The organism is Phormidium sp. FACHB-592, from assembly GCF_014695795.1.
Taxonomy (GTDB): Bacteria; Cyanobacteriota; Cyanobacteriia; order Leptolyngbyales; family Leptolyngbyaceae; genus Stenomitos.
This window is the reverse complement of the sequence record NZ_JACJOZ010000030.1, coordinates 160737-181523: the sequence shown is the minus strand read 5'-3', so window position 1 is coordinate 181523 and position 20787 is coordinate 160737. Positions and strand designations below refer to the sequence as shown.

Sequence of the window (20787 nt, the reverse complement as noted above, 5' to 3'; positions counted from 1 at the left end):
ACGGCTGAGTCTAGCTGCTAAACAGTGCCAAAACGTTTCTTAGAAATGCTTTCAATTTCTCTCCCATTTCGGGCGTAGGGTAGTTGCTGCCTTCAAACGCCCAGTTATCTACAGTGGAAAGCCACCACTGTTTGCCGCGATGGTCAAAGCCTGCAATCTCTGCACCGATCGCCCGGCGTTCTCCAGTCTGGGTTTCTTGGTAAAAGCGGATTTGCAGCAACAGGCTACGGCTTTGGAGCAAACGCGAAAACCCAGGAAAGTGAAACCCAATATCGATCGACTCGGGATCAACCAGTTCTCGCGTGTCAGAATCGTTCACCCAGGGTTTCAAGTCTGATCTGGCATCAGGAAACTCGGCTTTAAAGAGGTTGGCGGCGGCGGCGATCTTGCTGGTTGTTTCCAGAGAAGTTGCCTGTTCGGCTGCGTTCACTCACGACTCCTTTATGGGAATGGCTGCAAGAGCCAGGAAGGGCAAAATTGCTGTCTATTTACTTCAAGATTATTCATAAACCGCCAGGATTTTCAAGAGCATGACGCTGTTTGTAAGGGCGATTTAACTACAACTACTGAAGCCGAAGTGTTCTAACGGCGATCGCAGACTCTACCCCTTCCCGTTTGACACGCTACGAAGCAAGATCCTCCTGCCGCAGCTTCCCTACTGTAAAGGGAGATTGAGGGGAAACAAAAGGGGAATCTGTTGCCAGCACTTTTTGCATTGGTACGGCTGGCTGCTGATCTCTAGCACGATCGCCCCTGACATTTTTCTGTCATATTCAGTCTTCACACTAAGGACATGGGTGAGATGAGTTGGGTCACAACAACTGCAACATCGCACCCAGATCTGCGAGACGGTTACACAACTGAAGCGATCAGTCGTTAGCTGTTAGTCACTCTCTAGCAGCTAACGCTTTCTCCATCACAACAGTAGAAATATCACAACAGTCGGACTATCACAGCAGTAGGAGCTAATGATTTATGTCCAAGCAAGGGCTGATGTACGCAGCAGTCGTAGCAGCATCGATCGCCACTCTGACGGTTGATGCTAATGAAGCCAGCGCTCATCATGGTTGGAGTGAATACAACGATCAAAAGACGCTTAATGTGACGGGCAAAATTCAGCAGGTTAATGCTGGGAATCCACACACAACAATCCGCTTGAAATCTGGAAATAAAGTCTGGACGGCTGTTTTGGCACCACCAACGCGGATGGAGCGGCGAGGCTTGCCACAAGGGTCACTAAAGGCAGGACAAACAGTGAGCTTAGTGGGTTATCCGCATCGTAGTGAGGCGAATGAGATGCGAGTAGAGCGGCTGATTGTCGGCGATCGCACCGTTGAACTGCGCTGATGCTGCTGGCGGTATCTAGCTGGCTGTGGCTAGAACAAAGTGTTTTATCTCACACGATTCGCCAGTGGCTGTGGCTGTATCCGGCGATCGAGAGCCTGCATCTTTTAGGCTTGGCGCTACTGTTTGGGTCGATCGTCATGTTTGATCTACGACTGTTAGGCTTCTCGCGTCAGCTCTGGATTACTGATATGGCGTGGCATTTGCTGCCCTGGGCATACCTAGGTTTTGCGATCGCTGCTGTAACTGGTTTTTTGTTGTTTGCGGTTGATGCTAACCAGCTTGCCACTAATCCTGCCTTCCGCCTCAAGCTGCTGCTTATTACCGCGACCGGCATCAATGCAGCGCTGTTTCACTTCCACTATCGCTCGGTTCGACTGTGGAATCGTGGGGTCGTGACTCCGTGGACTGTACGAGCGATCGCTGTTGTCTCGCTGCTGCTCTGGGTAGCTGTCATTATCTGTGGTCGTTTGATTGCTTATATCTAAAGTCATGTTCCTATTGCTTACAGGCTTTGCAGCCAGCGTTACTGGTGCAGAGGATAGCTGGATCAACAGCAGTCAGATTAATTAGGACAAGATACAGCGTAAAACCCCTGGCTAAGACCTAAGCCTCCCTTTGATCCCAGCGTTCTGCCCTTTTAACAACAGCTATTTCTAAAAGCAGATGTTATCTCTAGCTCCGTCCATCTTTAGTCATAGTTCTCTCTTGAGAGGGAAGCTACCAGCAGTACTTTTGAAATTGAGTTAGAGCAGCTTTGGTTCAGGCACTGGTGCAGCGATCGCCATTTCCTTGATGCGTTCCTGACAATTTCTGATTGGCTCAGTGTCCAAAGTCTCTTATGCAAAAACGTTCAGGTAGTAGGACATGACAATCAAGTCAATCGAGCCACAGCCAACCCTGCTAAAGTCAACGCTTTCCGTCACGGATGCCACTGCCATCATTGTTGGCATGGTCGTGGGGGCAGGCATTTTTGAGACGCCTGCGTTAGTGGCTGCTAATGCGGGTAGTGCAGGTATGGCGCTATCGATTTGGGTTCTGGGTGGTGCCATGTCGCTAGTGGGTGCACTGTGCTATGCAGAGCTGGCAAGCGCGTTTCCGGATGCGGGCGGTAGCTATCACTACTTCATGCGGGCGTATGGTCCAAACCTTGCTTTTCTCTTTGCTTGGGCGCGGATGGCAGTGATTCAAACAGGTTCGATCGCGCTACTAGCATTTATCTTTGGTGATTACGCCGCACAGCTTTTGCCGTTGGGCAGCTACAGTTCGTTTTTCTACGCCATGCTCAGTATTGTCGTGTTGACAGGGCTGAATTTTACAGGCGTCGAGCAAGGGAAGTGGACGCAGAACCTGCTGACGCTGGCAAAAGTGCTAGGGCTGCTACTGGTTATTGTGGCAGGTTTAGCAGCAACGACAACGGCTGCACCTGCGCCAACAGAGCCAGCGTCTCAAGGGTCATTTGGGTTAGCGATGCTCTTTGTACTGCTGACCTACGGCGGCTGGAATGAAGCAGCTCACTTGTCAGCGGAAATACGCCACGTTCAGCGCAATATGTCGAAAGCCTTGCTGTGGAGCATTGGCATTATTGTCAGCATCTACTTACTGATTAACCTAGCGTATCTACAAGGGTTAGGTTTGGCAGGTATGGCAGGCTCCGAGGCAGTAGCAGCCGACCTCATGCGACAGGTCGCTGGCGAGGGTGGTGCTAAATTCATCAGCTTTTTGATTGCCGTTTCAGCTTTGGGCGCGACGAACGCCACCATTTTTACGGGCGCACGCACAAACTACGCGCTTGGGCGGGACTTTCCAGCGTTCGCCTTATTAGGACGCTGGAACAATCGCGCAAACGTCCCTGCTAATGCGCTGCTGGTACAGGGTGCGATCGCGCTGGCGCTCGTACTGCTGGGCGCTTTGACCCGCAAAGGCTTTGAAACGATGGTGGACTACACTGCCCCAGTGTTCTGGTTCTTCTTTCTGCTGTCAGGCATTGCGTTGTTCGTGCTGCGCTGGCGTGAACCAGAGGCTCCTCGACCGTTTCGGGTGCCGTTGTTTCCCCTAGTGCCCCTGCTCTTTTGTAGCGTTTGCCTCTATTTGCTTTACTCCAGCCTCGTTTTTACAGGCTTGGGTGCGCTAGTGGGGGTGGCAGTGCTAGCGATCGGCGTTCCCATCTTGTGGCTGATGCGAAAGCGAGTTCAACCGTAAGGCGATCGTCAGCAAGTACCTGACGTTACAACAGTCATTCAGCTCTCAGTTACTTGACACAACACTATTCATTAGGAGAAAGCATCATGCGTCTACAACAAAAAAGACAAAACATTGCACGCTTGCTCATTATCGGTTTAAGCGCTGGAAGTCTAACCCTAGCAGGCTGTGGACAGCAACGAGACAGTGCTCAAGAGGGCGCTCAAGGCAACGCACAAGCTTCTACCCCTGCTGCCTCTGCCTCCACCCCTGCTGCTTCCGCCTCAACACCAGCAACGACCACAGCAGAACCAGCACCGGAAACGGCACAGCGACGACCCGATGTGGTTTATGTCCCAACCCCTAATGAGGTGGTTGCTCGAATGCTGGCATTAGCAAAGGTGAAAAACAACGACGTTATTTATGACTTGGGCAGTGGCGATGGTCGTATTGTCATCACGGCGGCTCAAAAGCTCGGTGCCAAAGGAGTCGGCATTGACATCGATCCTCAGCGCATTCAAGAGGCAAATGAAAATGCTCAAGCCGCAAAAGTGACCGATCGCGTGGAGTTTCGCCAGCAAGACCTGTTTGAAACTGACTTAAGCCAGGCATCGGTCGTCACACTCTATCTTCTACCTGATCTGAATTTGAAACTGCGCCCCAAGCTCTTCAAGGAACTCAAGCCAGGAACGCGGGTGGTCTCCCACGACTTTGATATGGGCGACTGGAAGCCCGAACGGACTGAAAAAATTGACGTTGGTGGTCGTCAACACACGGTCTTTTACTGGGTGATCCCTGACGAAGTTCCTGCCAATTTACGGTAGCAGGACTGGAACCAGCATCAGGGTAGGCTCAAACGACTCATTCTCTCATTAAGGAAATTTACAATGTCTCAACCTCTTTCGCACAAATTGTCGCTGCAATCCCTGTCGTTATTGTCTATGGGTGCTCTTGGTGGACTGTTGGTCGGCACACAGTTCGTACCAACGAATGCGGTATCGACACCGCAGTCAATCGCCCAAATACCCTCTGCCCCGGTGACTGGTTCCGGCGACAACTTCATTGCAGCAGTAGCAGATAAAACGGGTGCTGCTGTCGTGCGGATCGATTCCTCTCGCACCGTCCGTCGATCGCCCCAGTCAAACGGTCGTATGGTGCGGGGTAGCGGCTCTGGTTTCATTACCCAAGCAGATGGCTTGATTCTGACGAATGCTCATGTGGTGGATGGTGCTACCAGTGTCACCGTTACGCTTAAGGACGGACGCGAATTTACAGGGAAAGTCTTAGGCAAAGATACGCTGACGGATGTGGCAGTGGTAAAAATCCAGGCAACCAACTTACCCATCGCGCCGATCGGCAACTCAGACCAAATCAAACCAGGCGAATGGGCGATCGCGATCGGCAATCCTCTTGGTTTAGATAACACGGTGACGGCTGGGATCATCAGTGGTACGGGACGATCGAGCGGCATTGTCGGCGCACCCGATAAGCGCGTTAGCTTCATCCAAACCGATGCCGCCATTAATCCAGGCAATTCTGGCGGTCCGTTGCTCAACCAAAAAGGGCAAGTGATTGGCATGAATACGGCTATCATTGGTGGCGCTCAGGGGCTTGGGTTTGCCATCCCTATTAACCGAGCACAGCAAGTTGCTAACCAATTGATTGCGAGCGGCAAGGTTGATCATCCGTACATTGGCGTGCAGATGACAAACTTAACTGCGGCAACAAAAGAAGCCTTAAACCAGGATGCCGAATTGGGGACAACAGTCAAAGCCAATCAGGGTGTTGTCGTGGTGGGAATCGCACGTAGTTCACCCGCTGCCAGTGCCGGGCTCAAAGCCGGAGACGTGATTCAATCGGTGAATGGGCGATCGGTCAAAACAGCCGATGACGTGCAGCAGGTGATTGAAGCTAGCAAAATTGGTGCCAGCTTGCCAATTCAGGTCGATCGCAACGGTCAACCGCTTACCATCTCGGTTAGCCCAGGCGAATTTCCGACTCAAGCTCAGTCGTAAGCAAGCGTAAAGCGTTAAGGTTGCAAGCTTTTTAGGGTACGCAGAGATTCCCGACTTCTACGTTAGGGTCAGCTTATAAGGCTGGCTTTTAACTAGAAGCCGGGGATCTAAACACCTTATGTAAAAGTCCTATTTCATACTAAGTAGTAATTAACACCAGGAGGTTTGAACGTGGCAGTTGCCCAGCAAAGCAATTCAAGTGCCCCTAAGCCTCAAAAGTCTGCTGCTCAACGGCTGTGGTTTTTGCACTGGTTGATGGCAGTCGTTTACCTAGTGCTGTTTGCAGGCGGCATTTATATGGCTGATCTGTCTAGAGAAGTGACGTATCGCGGCTCTTTATACACCTTCCACAAAACCTTGGGCGTTGTGGTGATGAGCTTGCTATTAGCCAGAATCTCCGTCTTGATAGGCGTTGTGCTGCACAAATATCGTCGCCGACTGCCTAAAACGACCGCTCATTGGTGGCAGAAATTTGCACTCCACATCGTTCTTTACACCTTTATGCTGCTGGTGCCGCTAAGTGGTTATCTGTTCTCCAACGCATATGGTAAAGGTGTCGTTATTTTCGGTACAGGCATTGCGCTGCCACCGTTGATTGGCGCTAATCAAGCACTGGCTGAGTTCGGTCGCAATGCTCATTTCTGGTTAAGCTATACCTTTCTTGGCTGCATTTTGCTTCACGGTTTGCAGCAGCAAAAGTATTTGCGCGCGATCGCACGACGCTCCTACAAGGCAATCACCAAAACCATTACTTAAAAGCCTCTTGGAAAGCTGTTGCAAGGATGAGTCGAGGCTTTGATCCCCTTTCACCCTTTTCCCCCTCCACCCTTCCACTCCATCACATTTTTCCGTTCACTTGCGTCAAAGTGCGATCTGGTTGACATCCTTGCAACGGCTTTAGGGTTTAGACTTTGGATGCGTGTCAAGCGGTATTTTCATGGCAAAACCTGTAATTCTAAGCGTTGACGATGATCCAGAAGTCTTACAAGCCGTGTCGCGTGATTTGCGACGGCAGTATGGCGATCGCTTTCGTGTCATCCGGGCAGACTCTGGCGCAGCAGCCCTCGACACCGTACAGCAATTGAAGTTGCGGAATGAACCCATTTCGCTGTTTGTCGTTGATCAGCGGATGCCTCATATGAGCGGGGTAGAGTTTTTGGAGCAGGCGATCACCATTTTTCCTGATGCCAAGCGCGCTCTACTTACCGCTTACGCTGATACTGATGCTGCCATTCGTGCCATTAATAGCGCTCGCATCGACTACTACCTGCTAAAACCGTGGGACCCGCCCGAAGAGCGGCTATATCCCGTGCTGGACGACCTGCTGGATGATTGGCAGGCAACCAGTAGCCCACCGTTTGAAGGCATTCGCGTCGTTGGAAATCGCTGGTCACCGCTCTCACACCAGGTCAAGGACTTTTTGGCGCGGAATCAGGTGCCCTACCAGTGGCTTGACATGGAACTAGCTCCAGAAGCTCCAGCACTGGTGGCGTATGCGGAAACTGATGGGCAGCGATCGCTCCCCTTAGTGCTCTTTCCCGATGGCACTCGTCTGGTACAGCCCTCCAATCTAGACATCGCCGCTAAAATTGGACTGCAAACCCAGGCAGAGCGACCTTTTTACGACCTAGTAATCGTGGGTGGGGGTCCGTCAGGGCTGGCAGCCGCCGTTTATGGCGCTTCCGAAGGTCTCACCACCGTTATGATCGAGCGTGAAGCACCGGGAGGACAGGCAGGTTCTAGCTCTCGCATTGAAAACTACCTGGGCTTTCCGGTGGGACTGAGTGGTGCAGACTTGGCACGTCGTGCTGTTACTCAGGCGCGTCGCTTTGGGGTCGAGATTCTCACACCGCAAGAGGTGCGAGGCGTTCGTCTGCAAGACTCTTACCGAATTGTTTCCCTCTCAGATGGTAGTGAACTAAGTTGTCATGCCTTGCTGGTTGCGACAGGCGTTTCGTACCGAAAGCTAGATGTACCCGGCATGGAAGCACTGACGGGTGCTGGCGTGTATTACGGCGCAGCGATGACCGAAGCGATCGCCTGCAAAGGCGAAGATGTTTACATCGTGGGTGGTGCAAACTCGGCTGGACAGGCAGCAATGCATTTCTCTAAATACGCCCGTCGTGTAGTGATGTTGCTACGAGGCACGTCTCTGACTGCCAGTATGTCTCAATACCTCATTGACCAGATTGCGTCGGTTGAAAACATTCAGGTCTGTCCAGAGTGTAGCGTGGTGGAAGCTAGAGGTAATGGGCATTTGGAGTCGATCGTCATTGCCAATGCAGCGACGGGCACAAAAGAGGCTGTTGCCGCCAAATCACTTTTTATCTTCATTGGTGCCACGCCCCGCACCGATTGGCTCGATGGTCTTGTCGAGCGCGACAAACAGGGCTTTATTCTGACGGGACCAGATCTGCTGCGCGATCATCCTGATCGCGATCGACCCCACGGCTGGACTCTAGAACGTAGCCCCTTCTTACTGGAAACAAACGTTCCCGGTATCTTTGCGGCGGGCGATGTTCGCTTTGGCTCCGTAAAACGAGTTGCCTCTGGTGTTGGAGAAGGCGCGATCGCGGTTCAGTTCATTCATCGCTATCTCAGTAAGGTGTAGCTATGCTCCACGATCCCAACGCCGATCGACTTTTTCCTACACTATCTGACGAAGAGCTCCAGCGGTTGCGGGAACACGGGCGCGAACTACAGCTTATGGATGGGGTCACCATTTTTCAGGAAGGCGACCCCGTCTATCAGTTCTACGTGGTGCTAGAGGGTGAAGTGCAGATTACCAAAACCGTGCATGGTGAAACGCAGATCCTTGCCCTGCACAAGCGGGGGCAGTTCACAGGTGATTTGTCCATGCTTACGGGTACCCCAGCAATCGCCACTGCACGAGCGCTAGGCTCCAGTCGCGTTTTAGAAATTGACCCTCCCACCTTCAAGCGCATTCTCGTCGAGTGTTCTCAGGGTGGGTCAGTGATTTTGAACGCGATGGTCGGACGGGCACACGAAGTCGAATTTCAACTACAGCAGCAAGAAAAGTTAGCCGCGCTGGGTAGACTGTCAGCCGGACTTGCCCACGAGCTAAACAACCCTGCCGCTGCTGGACACAGAGCCGCTCAACAATTACGGGAGGCGATCGCCACCATTCAAACGCGCTTGCTGAAACTCTGCGACGAGCTGTTTCCCGCTGCTCAACGAGAAGCGCTGGTGACAGTACAGCAGTCGGCGATCGCCTACCTTACAGCCGGTCATCGATTAGCACCACTAGAGCAGAGCGATCGCGAAGATGCCTTGACCGACTGGCTCGACGACCATGATTTTGCAAACGGTTGGACGCTTGCCCCCGTGCTGGTTGCAGGTGGTGTAGACATAGCACAGCTCGATAAACTCACCCAACAGCTAACCTCAGAGGCACTGACCGAAGGACTTTCCTGGCTGGCTGAAACATTGAGCCTAGCAAGCTTAGTTAACGAAGTGGAGCAGAGCACCAGCCGCATTTCAACGCTGGTAAAAGCCATCAAATCCTACTCCTATATGGATCAAGCGCCCTTACAGGAAATCGATTTGCATGAAGGACTGGAGAGTACGCTCACGATCCTCAATCACAAACTCAAATACGGCATTACGGTCGATCGTCAGTACGCCTCCAACCTACCCCGCATCAGCGCTTATGGCAGCGAACTAAACCAGGTATGGACAAATTTAATTGACAATGCCGCCTATGCGATGAACGGCAAAGGCAGCTTGACTATTCGGACGGCGATCGACCATGACCAGGTGTTTATTGAGATTGCCGACACCGGATCAGGCATTCCACCAGCCGTGCAAACTCACATTTTTGAGCCATTCTTTACAACTAAAGGTGTGGGTGACGGTTCCGGTTTAGGGCTTGATATTGTGCGTCGCATTATTGTCAATCGACATCATGGCGAAGTCCGCGTGACCTCTCAGCCAGGCGACACGCGCTTTCAGATCTGGCTACCCATGCACCAAAAGTAACGCGATCGCAGTTCAATACCCATAAAGGCAGAAAGCCCATGCCTATTTTGATCGGTATTCTGACAAGCGTGTATTCACGGAATCATCAGTTAGCAACGTATAAAGACACTATTATCTTTATTCGAAAAAATTAAACTTAGTATTAAATTGTTTTGAAAATACTGATGAAATGTAGAGCTAGCCTGAGTTCAATCTTAGCTAGGTTATACTACGTACTTATATTGATCAGGTGCATTGCTTCAAGTTACTGAAAAAGCATTTTCAACGATGCTCTTAGGCTCTTGTTCAGCCCTCTCACTCCTGAAATTCGTCATGGCTACTAATCAATCCAATCTTGCTCAAACTTACTGCAACGTGATGGAGTCGCTCGTTGTAGAAGAGGTGGAAAAGCAGTTTCAGAGACTGTCTGCCAAAGTCGCCAATTATGTGAACAAGGCAGAAGTGATTGCCTTTGCCCTTAATCGCTTACCAGCGCTCTATGCTACCAGTGAGAAAGGCTTAGAGCAGCAGCGTCTCCGGGCGCATAAAGAACTGCATACCCAAGTTATTGCAGCGGTCCGTCAGGCGATCGCGGCAGTTCAGCGAGATCCACTGCGAGCCGTAGTGCCTCTAAAAAGTAGTGGTGATCAAGAGTCACAGCTCGGCCTTCAGGAGTTAAAAGAATTGTTGGGTCAGAAGGAGCTTTCCTGGCGCAATGTGGCAGATGCGGTCGAAAATGCCCTGATCCGTACGGCGCGGGGAGAAGTTACCTGGCGAAAACGAGGCAATGCAGCAGCGCAACGCAACGAATGGCAAGACAGCCGCTATTACCTGTAGATCTCTTACCTGTAGAGGGCGGCTGATGCACTGTAGCAAGCAGTTTAGCAGTGTTCTGCTGGTAGTTTCACTTGGGCTGGCTGGAGTCGGTTCTGGTCTAGCTGTCAATGCCAGCGCTCAAACGATCGAGACTAATGCACCGACTAAGCCAAGCTTAACGTTGAAGCCCGACTTGGAACCGTTAGATTTAGAAGCCCTAGCACCAGGAAACACGCCCGCCTACGTGGTGACCGCCAACAAAATCTCGCTCACACAATTAACGGTTCCTAGTCTTTGGTGGCTCAGAGATCAGCTTGCCGACCAGGAGACGTACGGCAATAACTTGCTGGAGAACTGGTTAGCGTATCCCAGCAGTGGTCGTCCCGGTCGGGTGGATTTGGTGGTAAATCGCCAGCTATGGAGTTTGCTGGACTACCTCGATCGCTATGCCTTCATCCACCGTTTTGGCAAGACGGCTCGCGACTACGGCTACAATGTGCGCGTCTTTGATGGACAGGCAACCTTGCTTGGAGCGTCCACTTGCGATTTCAGCACCATTAACATTGATGATTTGCAGAACCGCCCCTTGTCTGAGGGTCTAGCAGACACTGAGCCTACTGCGTTAGAGGCTTCACTACCGACCTCTCCAGCCGATACGATCGCCTGTAGCATCCTGCTCGACTCCTCTGGTAGAGGGGGGTTACGAGGTGGCTCTAACCGCTTACCTGGCGCAGGCGCTGCCAAAGCGCTTGATATTGCAAAACCGTAGCGCGATCGAGGGGCTTGAGGAACTCGCTTGCTGCTTGGGTCGCAGCATCGGGTAATAGCACAGGATTTTGCCGCAGCTCGATCGGCAGGTTGGCTACTGGCGTTGTCAGTACCACTGGCGACATCGCTCGGCTAATCAGCGAGAGCTGACTGGCAATTTCTGGTCGCCAGCAAAAACTAATCCAATCCGCCGCAAGTGAGGGCAAGGCAGCCGTTGCAACGGCTGGACGCACCCAGAGGTCTGCCCATAAAGCCGTACCCGACTTCGGCACCACAACAGCCAGCTTCTGGTTGCGCTGCGTCAGCGGTAATAGATCGGTAGACCAGCCAACGGCTAACCAGGTGTCGCCCAGCAGCAATGGTTGCAGGTAAGCGTCAGAGCTATAGAGTTTGACCTGCTGGTGTAGTGCCATTAGTTCAGCTTGCAGCGTTGGCACCGTCTCCAGGTTGGCAGTGTTGTAAGATTGCCCCAGTTTTTTGAGCGTCAACCCAATGATTTCACGCGGTTGATCAAGGAGAGAAATATGTCCGCGTAGGTCCGATCGCCATAAATCAGACCAATCCGTTGGCGGCGGCAAGCCCTTTTCCTTAAAAATATCCTGACGGTAGGCAATGACCGTGTTACCTCCCCGATAGGGTGCGCCCCAGAGCCGCTGCTCAGTCGGTGTAGCGGAAGATCTTGTCGCCATTGCTTTCCAGGCTGGTGGTAAAGCCTGCCATCCCGACAATAGCTTGAGGTCAAATGGCTGAATCAACCCTTGCTGCACTGCCTTTTCAAGCCAATAATTGCCGATCGTCACCAGGTCAGGTATTGGCTTGGAGCGTTTGCCAATAAACGGCACCCAGCCAAAGCGATCGGATGCAGACGCATCTGCCTGCCCATTGCGTGACCATGCTTGCAACCCGTTAAAGGCTGACTGCAACTGTGGCTCGATCGCAATCTCCAACGAACCAGCGATCACCGCTTGCCTTAAGCGCTTGCGGTACTCACCTACAATCTGAGGCGGAATCGAGCCATTCAACACTCGCAGGCTCAACCTTTGGCGATCCTGCCCAGAACAACCCATCAGTAGATTACTAAGGGCAACGCCGCCTGCCCCTGTCAAAAAAGAGCGGCGGTTGATCAGAGCTGTGGAGTGTGAGCGGTGGGATATATGGGTTACGGGCATTTTATAAGTCATACCTTAAGCAGGCTGCTTCCGCTCAACACCAAAGCCAACCAGGTCAATTACGCTTGGTGGTACATTTCCCTCTGGGCGTTGATAAGTGACAATGGTGCGGAGTCGCAGATCGGGAGCAATGATTCGCATTTGATCGACCGCACACGATCGCCGATAGTACGTTGTCATTTCTAGCGTCTGTCGAGTGGGCTGATAGGTAAAGCGTCCTGCGATCGCGCCTGCTTCAGAATAGCCTTCATCGCGCAGATAAAAACCCTGGATAGCTTCTCCCGTAGGTTCTGTTGTTACCTGAGCAGCCAGTGGTGGCGGTGGTATATCTGAAAAGGGTGCAGCAAGGTAGCGATCGGGAACAAACAGCGCCTTCAGGCTCATCGAAACCTGCTCACCTTTTTCGGAGCGAGTGTCAAAGGCGATCGCAAAACCAGGACAAAGCGTCTCATCACTTGCCAGCGTCACTAGATCAAAGGACGGTGCTTGGGCAGCTCCATTAACCTGAGACAGAGAGAGAACTTTTTGCTTATCTGCTGCCGTCAGAGGATCAACACGAAATTCGGTATAAGACCGCTCGACCTCACCGCGTAGTGTGGAGTGATACGTGCGTTCCGTCGTCCATAGCCCGGTACAAGTAACAAAAAAAGCTTGAAAACTTAGCATCTTACGCTGACAATCTGAAGGGGTTAATTCTCTCTTTCATCAAAATTCTTTAAAGGCGTTTGTAACCGTTTGTGGCAACTCCAGCGGGTACCTACTTGGGGCGAACAAGCGCTAAAGCCGTATGCAAAACCGCTCCTTTCCGCTCCTGATCAAACTCAACTTCAGGCGACATGGCAATCTGCTTCGACAAGCAACAATGCAACTATAGCAAGCCGTTACAAGCTATGAGCGGCAATGTCATCCGAAGAGCGCTAGGAGTCATGTTTAAACCACTAATCGCTGTCGCTGCGGCGGGAGCCGAGGGAGGAGCGCGATCGTTCCCCTCAAGGCTGACTATGCAAAAGGACGACAGATGAGGGATGAATAGAAACCCTTGCTCGAAGGAAGTTTCAAGGTTTATGTCTGTCCTAACGTTCTCTTCGACTGCTATGTTTTGGCTTTGCGGAACAGAGCGATCGCTAACATCAAACCACTAGTTGCTTCAAGTTTAAGTTCTCTGTTGTCGGAACGTGGTTGTAACTGCTGCGGCGCTAGCTACTTAGATTGAGCAGCACGTTAAGGTGTTGAAAGCGTTTGATTCTCTACCCAAAGCGCAAAAAATAACCGAACTTGCGTCATCTTTGGTTCAGCGCTTGATTCTCTACCCAAAGCGCAAAAAACAACCGAGTTTACGTCATCTCTTGCTCTGTGCAATGTTGTGGCAAAGGCGTTTGACCTAGACCAATATCATTCGATTACCATCAACAATCACTCAACTCAAACGTTATCAAACGTTAAATGATTCAGGAATACTTCTCATAACCGTCATTCACTCTTTAGAATTACGCTTAGAACGTTAGGGCTATTGAGAGACTGAATGAATACACTGCAACAGCAGATTAATATTATGAGCACGAAGGTTGATGCTTTATATCAGCTTATCGAGCAACTTAGCAACAAGCTATCGGATGTTGCAGTCGAATGCAAGTTTGGAGCGACTCAGCTACAGCACCCTGAGGGTAATGAAACCGTTCAGCATCAGTCTTACCAAACCTATGTAGGGCTTGGTTCTAGTATGGAACACAAAGATGTTTTGGCAGATCGTAACGGGGTTGATTCGATGACCCATAATGGCGATCGTCAGCTTGCCCCTGAAGTGCAAGTGCAACGCCTGACCGCACAGCTAACCGCTGCTTACAATCGCATTGCCGCTTTAGAGGAGCAACTGCTGTCTAGACGGATTCATAGCTAGCCCAATCGCAGGTAGCTACGTACATGAGCGAGCCAAAAGCCTCAATCTCTAGCTACCTCATAATCACGCATTCACTCGCTACGGCTCATCTGCTGCTGATGTGCCAATGCTTCGATCGCCGCTAGCAAATCAGCTTGATACCAGTTTCGGTAGAGATGAGCCGCGATTGCACAACCGCCTGCACCAACGCCTTCTTTCACAAAGCCCTGCTCATACGCCCGCAGCGTTTCATAACGCGATGATGTGAAGTTGAGCTGAGTCGCCAGCAGGGGTACATCACCTACTAGCTGCGCCAGCCCGACCGTATCTCCGGTGGGATCATCTGCCACCCAGCGAGTAGTGCCAACGACGACCTGATCGGGTTGCCATTTCAGGTTGCGCGATCGCGCGATCGCCCGTGAGAGGGCGTAGACAGCCAGCATTTGCGTACCGCCTGCCAGTAGAACACCGCCCGTACGGCTTGCTGCGATCGCCATCCCTGCCACAACAATTTGCATGGGATCGCCGACAGCCGCAATAAGCTGAAGCGGTGAGAAGGGGGAGCAGAGTCCCGATTGCTGTAAGCCTGCTTGCACCAGCGCCCACTTTTGGCTGTGGTTACAGGTAGGGTGGCTGCTGTTCACTTTGCTAGCAGCAGCGATCCCCAACCCTGTTAAAACGGCTAAAGCAGTCGTCGTACCACCTACAACGCATTCACCTAAAATGACATAGCCAGAGCTTGCTGCCGCCAGTTTTGCCCCCCAGAGCAACCCCTGATGCAGTAAATGTTCTACGATTGACAGCGGTAACGCTTGCCCCTGACTCAGACAGCAGGCAGGAGTGCCACCTAGATTGATCGTGGGTACGGCTGGAGGGATTGGTAGTCCAGCATTAAAGAGAAACAATGGTAGCTGTTGTGCTGCCACGATCGCGCGTGAAATCAGTACAGGCGATGCTCCTACCGTCAGTGGTGGCAACGGATAACTGGGAGACGGTTGTGCCCCACGGTACAGAAACTCGGCATCCGCGATCGCGGTGTACTGTCGATCTTCAGGTGTAGCGCCTGCTGCCGAAATACCTGATAGTAGCCCCGTCGCTGTAAACCCCAACACACATGCAAAAGCAGGCCGCTGCCCTCGGTGTTGTTGTAACCAGTGGTTTCCCTGCTCTTGTTGTGTATAGACCCGAACAGGAGGAGAGGAAACCGCAGGGACGCAGAGACGTGGAGCAGTAGAAGTTTGATTCAAGCTCCCTCTGCCTTCATCCCCCAGCCAGTCATCCCTCATCCCTCATCCCTCATTTTTAGCCTTCAGCCTTACTCATAGTCCATCAACACCTGCACCCACTTTGGTGGTCTAGGGATAGGCGTACCCAAGCGATCGAGCAGCAGCCATGCTGCAAGGTGAACGATAAAGAGATAAACCAGACTGTTGAGCAGAACCATGACAATGATCGCTGCTTGCACCAGTTCCAGGCTGGGCTGCGCTAAAAAACCAAACTTGATGAACAGCCATTCCAGCAGTTCTGTTGTTTGCGTCGTAGCGTAGAGCCAGAGATCTTCACCCAACAGCAAGGAAACCAGCCAAATGCGAAAAAAGAAACCAAACGTAGTGAGAATACTGCCAACGCCGATCGAAAAAGCCCATTGAGCGCTTCGGTGCCACAGCACGCCCAACAACACGCCCAGCAACGCATAGGGCATGACAAAGAGAATACTGCGTGCAGGACCCATCAACACACTCAGCAGCAAGCCAGACACTAGGGCACCCATCCAGGCAGCGCGATTACCCCAGCGCAAATAGATGAGCGCGATCGGAATCGAGAAAAAGAGCCGCAGTAGAGGACCGATCGGAAAGTAATAGTTCACCAGGTAAACCAAACTAGCCGCACTTGCCAGAAATGCCGTTTCCACCATCATCAGTGGCACGGCTGGATCGACCGTCCGTGGCACCTGGAGACGACGCTGCCCAAACATCTTTGCTTCTAATGGGTCATCAGCTTCTAGCGCTTCAATAGGGCGCGACAGTTCAGCCTCTACCTCTAGCCAGGATGCTTCTACTGAAGCAGCTTCACGCTGATCGACGTTTGCCGGATCAGGTGCCGGGTTGCCAGTCTGCCTGGATGCATTGTCTTCAGACGAATCAGTCATGCAGTCTTAGAAAAGGTAGCAGCTTTACTCTAAAGCTAAAATCGCGATCGTAGTTCACTAACACTGCGCTGGCAGCTATCCTTACTTAACTTTTTCACTCTCTCACCCTTCGCTCTTCGTCAGATACTCTTCATCGCCCACTCGTCAAGCAGCATCACTCAACCCCTTAGCTATGCGCTTCAGCCTCGCCCTGTACCACCAAAACCGAACAGTGGGCATGATGGACAGCGTAGTTACTCACGCTACCCAGCAGCGCTTCTGAAAAGCCCTTACGTCCTCGCCGCCCCACTACTAGCAGATCAGCACCCCATTCTTGAGCGATCGCACACACTACTTTTTCAATGTCACCAGGTTGAAACACGGTCTCTGTTTGCACACCCTTTGCTTGTGCTGCCTCACGATAACGCTTCAGTACCGTTTTCAAAGCCTCCGTGTGGTGTTCAAAATTAACTTGCTGGGCTTGATAGTTACTATTAATAAGACCGGCGTTTAACGATCCCAGCTCCGCTGGAAAAGGCGTAGGTGAAACCATTAGGTCTTCACTAATGCCGCTAAAGAGTAGCAGTTGGGCATTTGTTGCTTGAGCGAGAGCAACCGCCCGCTCAAAAACAGCGTTGCTGAGTGAAGAGTCGTCAAGCGCAACCACAATTTTATGAAAGCTCATATTGGTTTCTCCATTCGCCCCATATCTCTATTTTACAAGGCTGCTGGAGCGGGATCAGCTTAAGGTGGCACCTGACGCTGTAAAAGCCCATAACGCTTTCAACTTGCAACCAAGATAGTGGAGCAAACGGCGCATACTTTGGGGATGCAGAGCTGCCCACAGGTTAGTGCTTAAACAAACGCTACCAAGCATCAGCAGCACAAATGTCGGTAGCATCACAACACCAACGACAAACCAGGTCAAGACGTGTAGCACCATCAACAAAGCAAACAAACTTGCCAGCCCAACCGTTTGCCAGATCTTACCTACCGGACGTTTTAGCCCAACATAGACGATCGTTTGCAAGGTAGACAGCAGATTTGCAGGTACTAAAAAGGCGCAGATAGCAACGCAGTGCGTATGGGAAAACTCAAGCAAAGGACTGGAATCAAGCATTAGTTCAGTGAAGTAAGTTCAACAGTAAGCTCTGCGTTCACTATGTGTAACTCAGATAGGAGTAAGTCCAAACAAAACGATAGAAATCTCAAGGTTCGCTTAACTAATGACAAAAGTAAGTAGATAGCCCTAACTACTTGTGGAAGGGGGTTTAGGACGTTGCCTCCAGGCAGAGCGTTGTACTGTTTGGCTGAGCGCTTATGCCAAGCCTTGTCTCAAAACCAGCCTTCGTCGAATGACGCACAACTAGATACTATGCCTCTGAATTCAGCTTCACACCCGCTCAACCCATGCAAACGACTGAAACGCAACGTCGATCGCCTAGCCTGCTCGACCTTCTAACCCGTCAAACTGCCTCTACTTTCATTAATATTTATCAAAAACGGCTTTCTCCTTATAAAGGGTTTTCTTGTGCGTATCGAGTGTTGCATTGCAGTGAATCCTGCTCTCAGTACACAAAGCGTGTTATTGCTGAGCTTGGCATTAGTCAGGCACTACCCCTTATTCAGCAGCGCTTTCAGGCTTGCAAAGCTGCTAATCAAACCCTTAAGGTGCAACGTCAGTGCCAACCAAAACAGCAAAGCGATCGCTCAACCTTACCGACCTGGGTAGCAAGCCAAGAGGCTCCTCTTGATGATGTGCCCTTAGACAACGAGCCATTAGACGGCAATGAAACTGACTCGTCAGACGAAACGCTTGCACCAGATGACACTCAACCCAAGCAACAACGCAACGGCATGAGCGGCAGTGTTAGAACACCTCCCACTGTCAACAACGCTGACTCTACAGGTACAACCCAGAATACCGGATCAGGCTGGAACTGCGATGGACTCGACTGTACAAGCTTGGGCTGTGACGCGATCGACTATTCCAGCACTGACTGCAGCAGTATGGACTGCAATACTGGTGCTTGGCAGGGCTGTGATTGCAGCAGCCTCGACTATGGCAGTTGTGATGTCGGTAGCTGTGATTGTAGTAGTTAAGGATTGACGGTCAGAGAGTCGTGCCGGTAAAGGGCAAAGCAGTGGAAGCAGAGGCGGCAAGGGAAGCGCCTCTAAAGGCTCTGTAGGAAAATTGACAGTTATAAACCTACAAAGCAAGCACTGGCAGGCGTTTCGTTCACAGGTGCAGGAAATAAACCTAAAAGAGATTCAACTTCAATCTGCCCATGTTGCCCCTGCTCTTTGCTCCCCCTGCTTCTTTTACTTCCCCAGCTCACCTCACCCGATCGCCGCTTCTCCCTGCTGATAAAGCTCCCGTGCATAGTCTGTCCACGCGCCCTGCCCCCAATAACGGAAGCAGCTTGTTTGCAGTAGCAGATTGTATAGCAACCCCTTACGGTAATGGGATGTGCGTGTAAGCGGTTCAGCAGTATCTTGTGCTTGCAAGAGCGGATCGAAGGTTTGGTGAAAGTGAGCGCTGAGTTGATTCATGGGTGTCAGCACGTTGTCATAGTCTTTGACCCAACTACGATCGTTCGTCCACGATGAGCCTTCCATATGAAAGTTGGAGTTTTCTTGCTTGATCGCCGCGATCGCCTCTGCTACGGCTTCAGGCGTGATGTTTTCGGGCGAGACACGCTGCCAGATTTGGTGTTGCGCGATCGCCTGACAGGTAGGATAGTCCTCCGGCTTTACACCTGCTGCTTCCAGTAATTCCAGATATTCTGTCCCGTTTACACCAACGACACCAGACTTGCCGCCATTTTCTGCCATCTGATACCAAGCTTGCTTAAAGGCAGGTGGAAACTCATTCATCATTACACCACCGTTTTCGCCATCGCCAATTTGCGAGACGATCGGGGGAATGGAGATGCCGTTGAGCGATCGACGTGACAGCGTTTTAGCCTCGTAATAAGGCTGCATTTGCGCCACCAGCTTGGTATCCGAACCCTGCGTTTTGATTAGCACCGTGATACTAACCGTTTCTCCATGCGAATTGCGGGCAATCAGTTGGTGAGGCAAATGCTTATCGTGCAGCGGTTCTCCCTGAAGCGTTTCAACAGAATGTTCCTGCACCAGCAGCCAGCGATAGCCGCATTCTTTCAACGCTTTAACGAAGGCGTAGAGCGTATCAGGTTGGTTAGGCAAATGCATTTCTGGTGGCGAAAAGCCTTTCACTCGTGCCAACGCCTCCCAGCCAAACACTGCTGCAAAGTAGTGCTGCCATGCCTGAATGTGCAGCTTGATGTCGGGAATGGGCGTAGAGGGCACGACCGAATGACTCCACATGGTTCCCAGCCACTCTACGTAGGGCTGATAGGTGGCATCACAGGTAATGCGCTTCAGGTTGTCCAGCACGTCGCCGCGCCCCATTTGTCGCAATCCCCACAGCAGATTGCCAGAATAGTCCAGCATGACGCGGGGATTACAGCCGCTGGCGACCAGTTCTGGGATAAATTCACCCATGCGAGAATAGCACCAAGCAAAGGCTCCTGCGTTGTGGTTGTCGCCCTCACCTGTATGCTCAAACATATATTGCAGATGACCGATCGGCGCTCTATTGTAGCCAGCAGGAACGGTCGGCTGATGCATATGCAGGGCGATCGCAAAGGTTGCCGCAAGATCGTCTAGCCGCAGATTTGTCGTTGGCAAAAAGACAGAATGCTGCTCACTCGTCACTGCATGTACATCTGCTTCCCAACCTGAGATGTTAGGCAAATCATCAATCAATTCAGGAATCGGCGCTGGACTGGTTGTAAGCGTGGAGGAAACCATAGGAAGCCTTGAGGTAAGTGGACTCATGATCCCAATACTTCACCCTACACCGCTCATTCAGTTTAACCAACCCTAAGTCATCACTTTCTAAACGGTTTTAGCAGTTAAACGGCTGCCGAGTTTTCTGACAAAACATGAGATGCAATGAGTTTTGCCCAACGTTGATAAGCTACACCGTTTAAGTGAATGCCGTCTGTTGTGTACTGAGCATCTAATTGACCATGAGCATCAATAAAATGAGCCAACAAATCAATGTATGAGTACGAAAATTCCTTCGCCAATGTCTGAAACTGGCTGTTTAGTTCGCGAATGCTGCTATTAGTTGCCTGCCCAAAGAAAAGGCTTGAGTTAATGGGTAGAACGCTTTGAACAAAGACGTGAGTCTGCGGCGAAAGGTCATGGATACGAGTCAGAATTTCTCTATAAGTCTGCGTGACTTCAGTTGGCGATCGCCCTAAATTTGACAGATCGTTCACGCCAATCATTAAAAAGAGTTTCTGCGGCTGTGGGGTAACAATTTCAGACAGCCGAGCGAGCACACCGATCGTTGTGTCGCTAGAGATACCCCGGTTCTTGATAGCAGGATGGCTTAATAACTCTGCCCATTCCCCTTCATCTGTAATGCTGTCTCCGAGAAAAACGATGTCAGACGAATGAATAGGCAATAAAGAAAGT

At 51.3% G+C, this 20787-nt stretch carries 22 protein-coding genes; 13 read left to right on the top strand and 9 right to left on the bottom strand.

Going from position 1 to position 20787, the window contains the following annotated elements; translation table 11 throughout:
* Window positions 1–10: 10 nt before the first annotated feature.
* A complete protein-coding gene (locus tag H6F86_RS06995; RefSeq protein WP_190447458.1) occupies window positions 11–430 on the bottom strand; it encodes a hypothetical protein in 420 nt (139 codons plus the stop codon).
* Window positions 431–975: 545 nt separating this feature from the next.
* Between H6F86_RS06995 and H6F86_RS06990 the strand changes: the two genes are divergently transcribed.
* The 10 genes from H6F86_RS06990 (at window position 976) to H6F86_RS06945 (ending at window position 11103) form a co-directional block, all read left to right on the top strand.
* A complete protein-coding gene (locus H6F86_RS06990; protein ID WP_199305130.1) occupies window positions 976–1347 on the top strand; it encodes a DUF6152 family protein in 372 nt (123 codons plus the stop codon).
* On the top strand, window positions 1347–1832 hold the full coding sequence (locus H6F86_RS06985; RefSeq protein ID WP_190447457.1) for a DUF6644 family protein: 486 nt from the start codon (window positions 1347–1349) through the stop codon (window positions 1830–1832). Before H6F86_RS06990 ends, H6F86_RS06985 begins: the two co-directional genes overlap by 1 nt.
* Before the next feature lie 379 nt (window positions 1833–2211).
* Window positions 2212–3546, top strand: coding sequence for an amino acid permease (locus tag H6F86_RS06980; RefSeq protein ID WP_190447456.1), 1335 nt, complete (start codon window positions 2212–2214; stop codon window positions 3544–3546).
* Window positions 3547–3632: 86 nt separating this feature from the next.
* A complete protein-coding gene (locus H6F86_RS06975) occupies window positions 3633–4349 on the top strand; it encodes a methyltransferase domain-containing protein (protein WP_190447454.1) in 717 nt (238 codons plus the stop codon).
* Window positions 4350–4412: 63 nt separating this feature from the next.
* Window positions 4413–5540, top strand: a complete 1128-nt coding sequence (locus H6F86_RS06970; RefSeq protein ID WP_190447452.1) for a trypsin-like peptidase domain-containing protein — start codon at window positions 4413–4415, stop codon at window positions 5538–5540.
* A 171-nt stretch (window positions 5541–5711) separates the two neighbouring features.
* A complete protein-coding gene (locus tag H6F86_RS06965; protein WP_190447449.1) occupies window positions 5712–6296 on the top strand; it encodes a cytochrome b/b6 domain-containing protein in 585 nt (194 codons plus the stop codon).
* Between the two features lie 181 nt (window positions 6297–6477).
* Window positions 6478–8151: an FAD-dependent oxidoreductase gene (locus H6F86_RS06960; protein WP_190447448.1), complete on the top strand. Its 1674-nt coding sequence runs from the start codon at window positions 6478–6480 to the stop codon at window positions 8149–8151.
* Between the two features lie 2 nt (window positions 8152–8153).
* Window positions 8154–9539, top strand: coding sequence for an ATP-binding protein (locus H6F86_RS06955; protein ID WP_190447446.1), 1386 nt, complete (start codon window positions 8154–8156; stop codon window positions 9537–9539).
* 312 nt (window positions 9540–9851) lie between these two features.
* A complete protein-coding gene (locus tag H6F86_RS06950; protein WP_199305129.1) occupies window positions 9852–10355 on the top strand; it encodes a late competence development ComFB family protein in 504 nt (167 codons plus the stop codon).
* Window positions 10306–11103 carry a hypothetical protein gene (locus tag H6F86_RS06945; protein ID WP_206756014.1) on the top strand — a complete coding sequence of 266 codons (798 nt, stop codon included), beginning with the start codon at window positions 10306–10308 and terminating at the stop codon, window positions 11101–11103. Before H6F86_RS06950 ends, H6F86_RS06945 begins: the two co-directional genes overlap by 50 nt.
* On the opposite strand, the gene H6F86_RS06940 is transcribed toward H6F86_RS06945, so the two are convergent.
* On the bottom strand, window positions 11048–12283 hold the full coding sequence (locus tag H6F86_RS06940) for an extracellular solute-binding protein (RefSeq protein ID WP_242033396.1): 1236 nt from the start codon (window positions 12281–12283) through the stop codon (window positions 11048–11050). The genes H6F86_RS06945 and H6F86_RS06940 overlap by 56 nt on opposite strands.
* A 3-nt stretch (window positions 12284–12286) precedes the next feature.
* Window positions 12287–12937, bottom strand: a complete 651-nt coding sequence (locus H6F86_RS06935) for a phycobiliprotein lyase (RefSeq protein ID WP_190447442.1) — start codon at window positions 12935–12937, stop codon at window positions 12287–12289.
* Between the two features lie 170 nt (window positions 12938–13107).
* Between H6F86_RS06935 and H6F86_RS31890 the strand changes: the two genes are divergently transcribed.
* Together H6F86_RS31890 and H6F86_RS06930 are read left to right on the top strand one after the other, a co-directional pair.
* Window positions 13108–13293, top strand: coding sequence for a hypothetical protein (locus tag H6F86_RS31890; protein WP_206756013.1), 186 nt, complete (start codon window positions 13108–13110; stop codon window positions 13291–13293).
* Window positions 13294–13793: 500 nt separating this feature from the next.
* The gene (locus tag H6F86_RS06930; RefSeq protein WP_190447440.1) at window positions 13794–14168 is read left to right on the top strand and encodes a hypothetical protein; all 375 of its coding nucleotides are present in this window, start codon (window positions 13794–13796) and stop codon (window positions 14166–14168) included.
* Window positions 14169–14239: 71 nt separating this feature from the next.
* On the opposite strand, the gene cobT is transcribed toward H6F86_RS06930, so the two are convergent.
* The 4 genes from cobT to H6F86_RS06910 form a co-directional block, all read right to left on the bottom strand.
* A complete protein-coding gene (gene cobT, locus H6F86_RS06925) occupies window positions 14240–15433 on the bottom strand; it encodes a nicotinate mononucleotide-dependent phosphoribosyltransferase CobT (protein WP_190447437.1) in 1194 nt (397 codons plus the stop codon).
* Between the two features lie 29 nt (window positions 15434–15462).
* Window positions 15463–16122, bottom strand: a complete 660-nt coding sequence (locus H6F86_RS06920; RefSeq protein ID WP_190447524.1) for a DUF2232 domain-containing protein — start codon at window positions 16120–16122, stop codon at window positions 15463–15465.
* 340 nt (window positions 16123–16462) lie between these two features.
* Window positions 16463–16960, bottom strand: coding sequence for a universal stress protein (locus H6F86_RS06915; RefSeq protein ID WP_190447436.1), 498 nt, complete (start codon window positions 16958–16960; stop codon window positions 16463–16465).
* A 54-nt stretch (window positions 16961–17014) separates the two neighbouring features.
* Window positions 17015–17395, bottom strand: coding sequence for a hypothetical protein (locus tag H6F86_RS06910; protein ID WP_199305128.1), 381 nt, complete (start codon window positions 17393–17395; stop codon window positions 17015–17017).
* A gap of 290 nt (window positions 17396–17685) precedes the next feature.
* Here H6F86_RS06910 and yidD point away from each other — a divergent pair, with 290 nt between their 5' ends.
* Window positions 17686–18378 (top strand): membrane protein insertion efficiency factor YidD, encoded by a 693-nt coding sequence (gene yidD, locus H6F86_RS06905; RefSeq protein ID WP_190447434.1) that lies wholly within the window; start codon window positions 17686–17688, stop codon window positions 18376–18378.
* A gap of 237 nt (window positions 18379–18615) precedes the next feature.
* Here yidD and H6F86_RS06900 read toward each other — a convergent pair whose 3' ends face one another.
* Together H6F86_RS06900 and H6F86_RS06895 are read right to left on the bottom strand one after the other, a co-directional pair.
* Window positions 18616–20112, bottom strand: a complete 1497-nt coding sequence (locus tag H6F86_RS06900) for a glycosyl hydrolase family 57 (protein WP_190447432.1) — start codon at window positions 20110–20112, stop codon at window positions 18616–18618.
* Window positions 20113–20216: 104 nt separating this feature from the next.
* On the bottom strand, window positions 20217–20777 hold the full coding sequence (locus H6F86_RS06895) for a GDSL-type esterase/lipase family protein (protein WP_190447430.1): 561 nt from the start codon (window positions 20775–20777) through the stop codon (window positions 20217–20219).
* Between the last annotated feature and the right edge of the window lie 10 nt (window positions 20778–20787).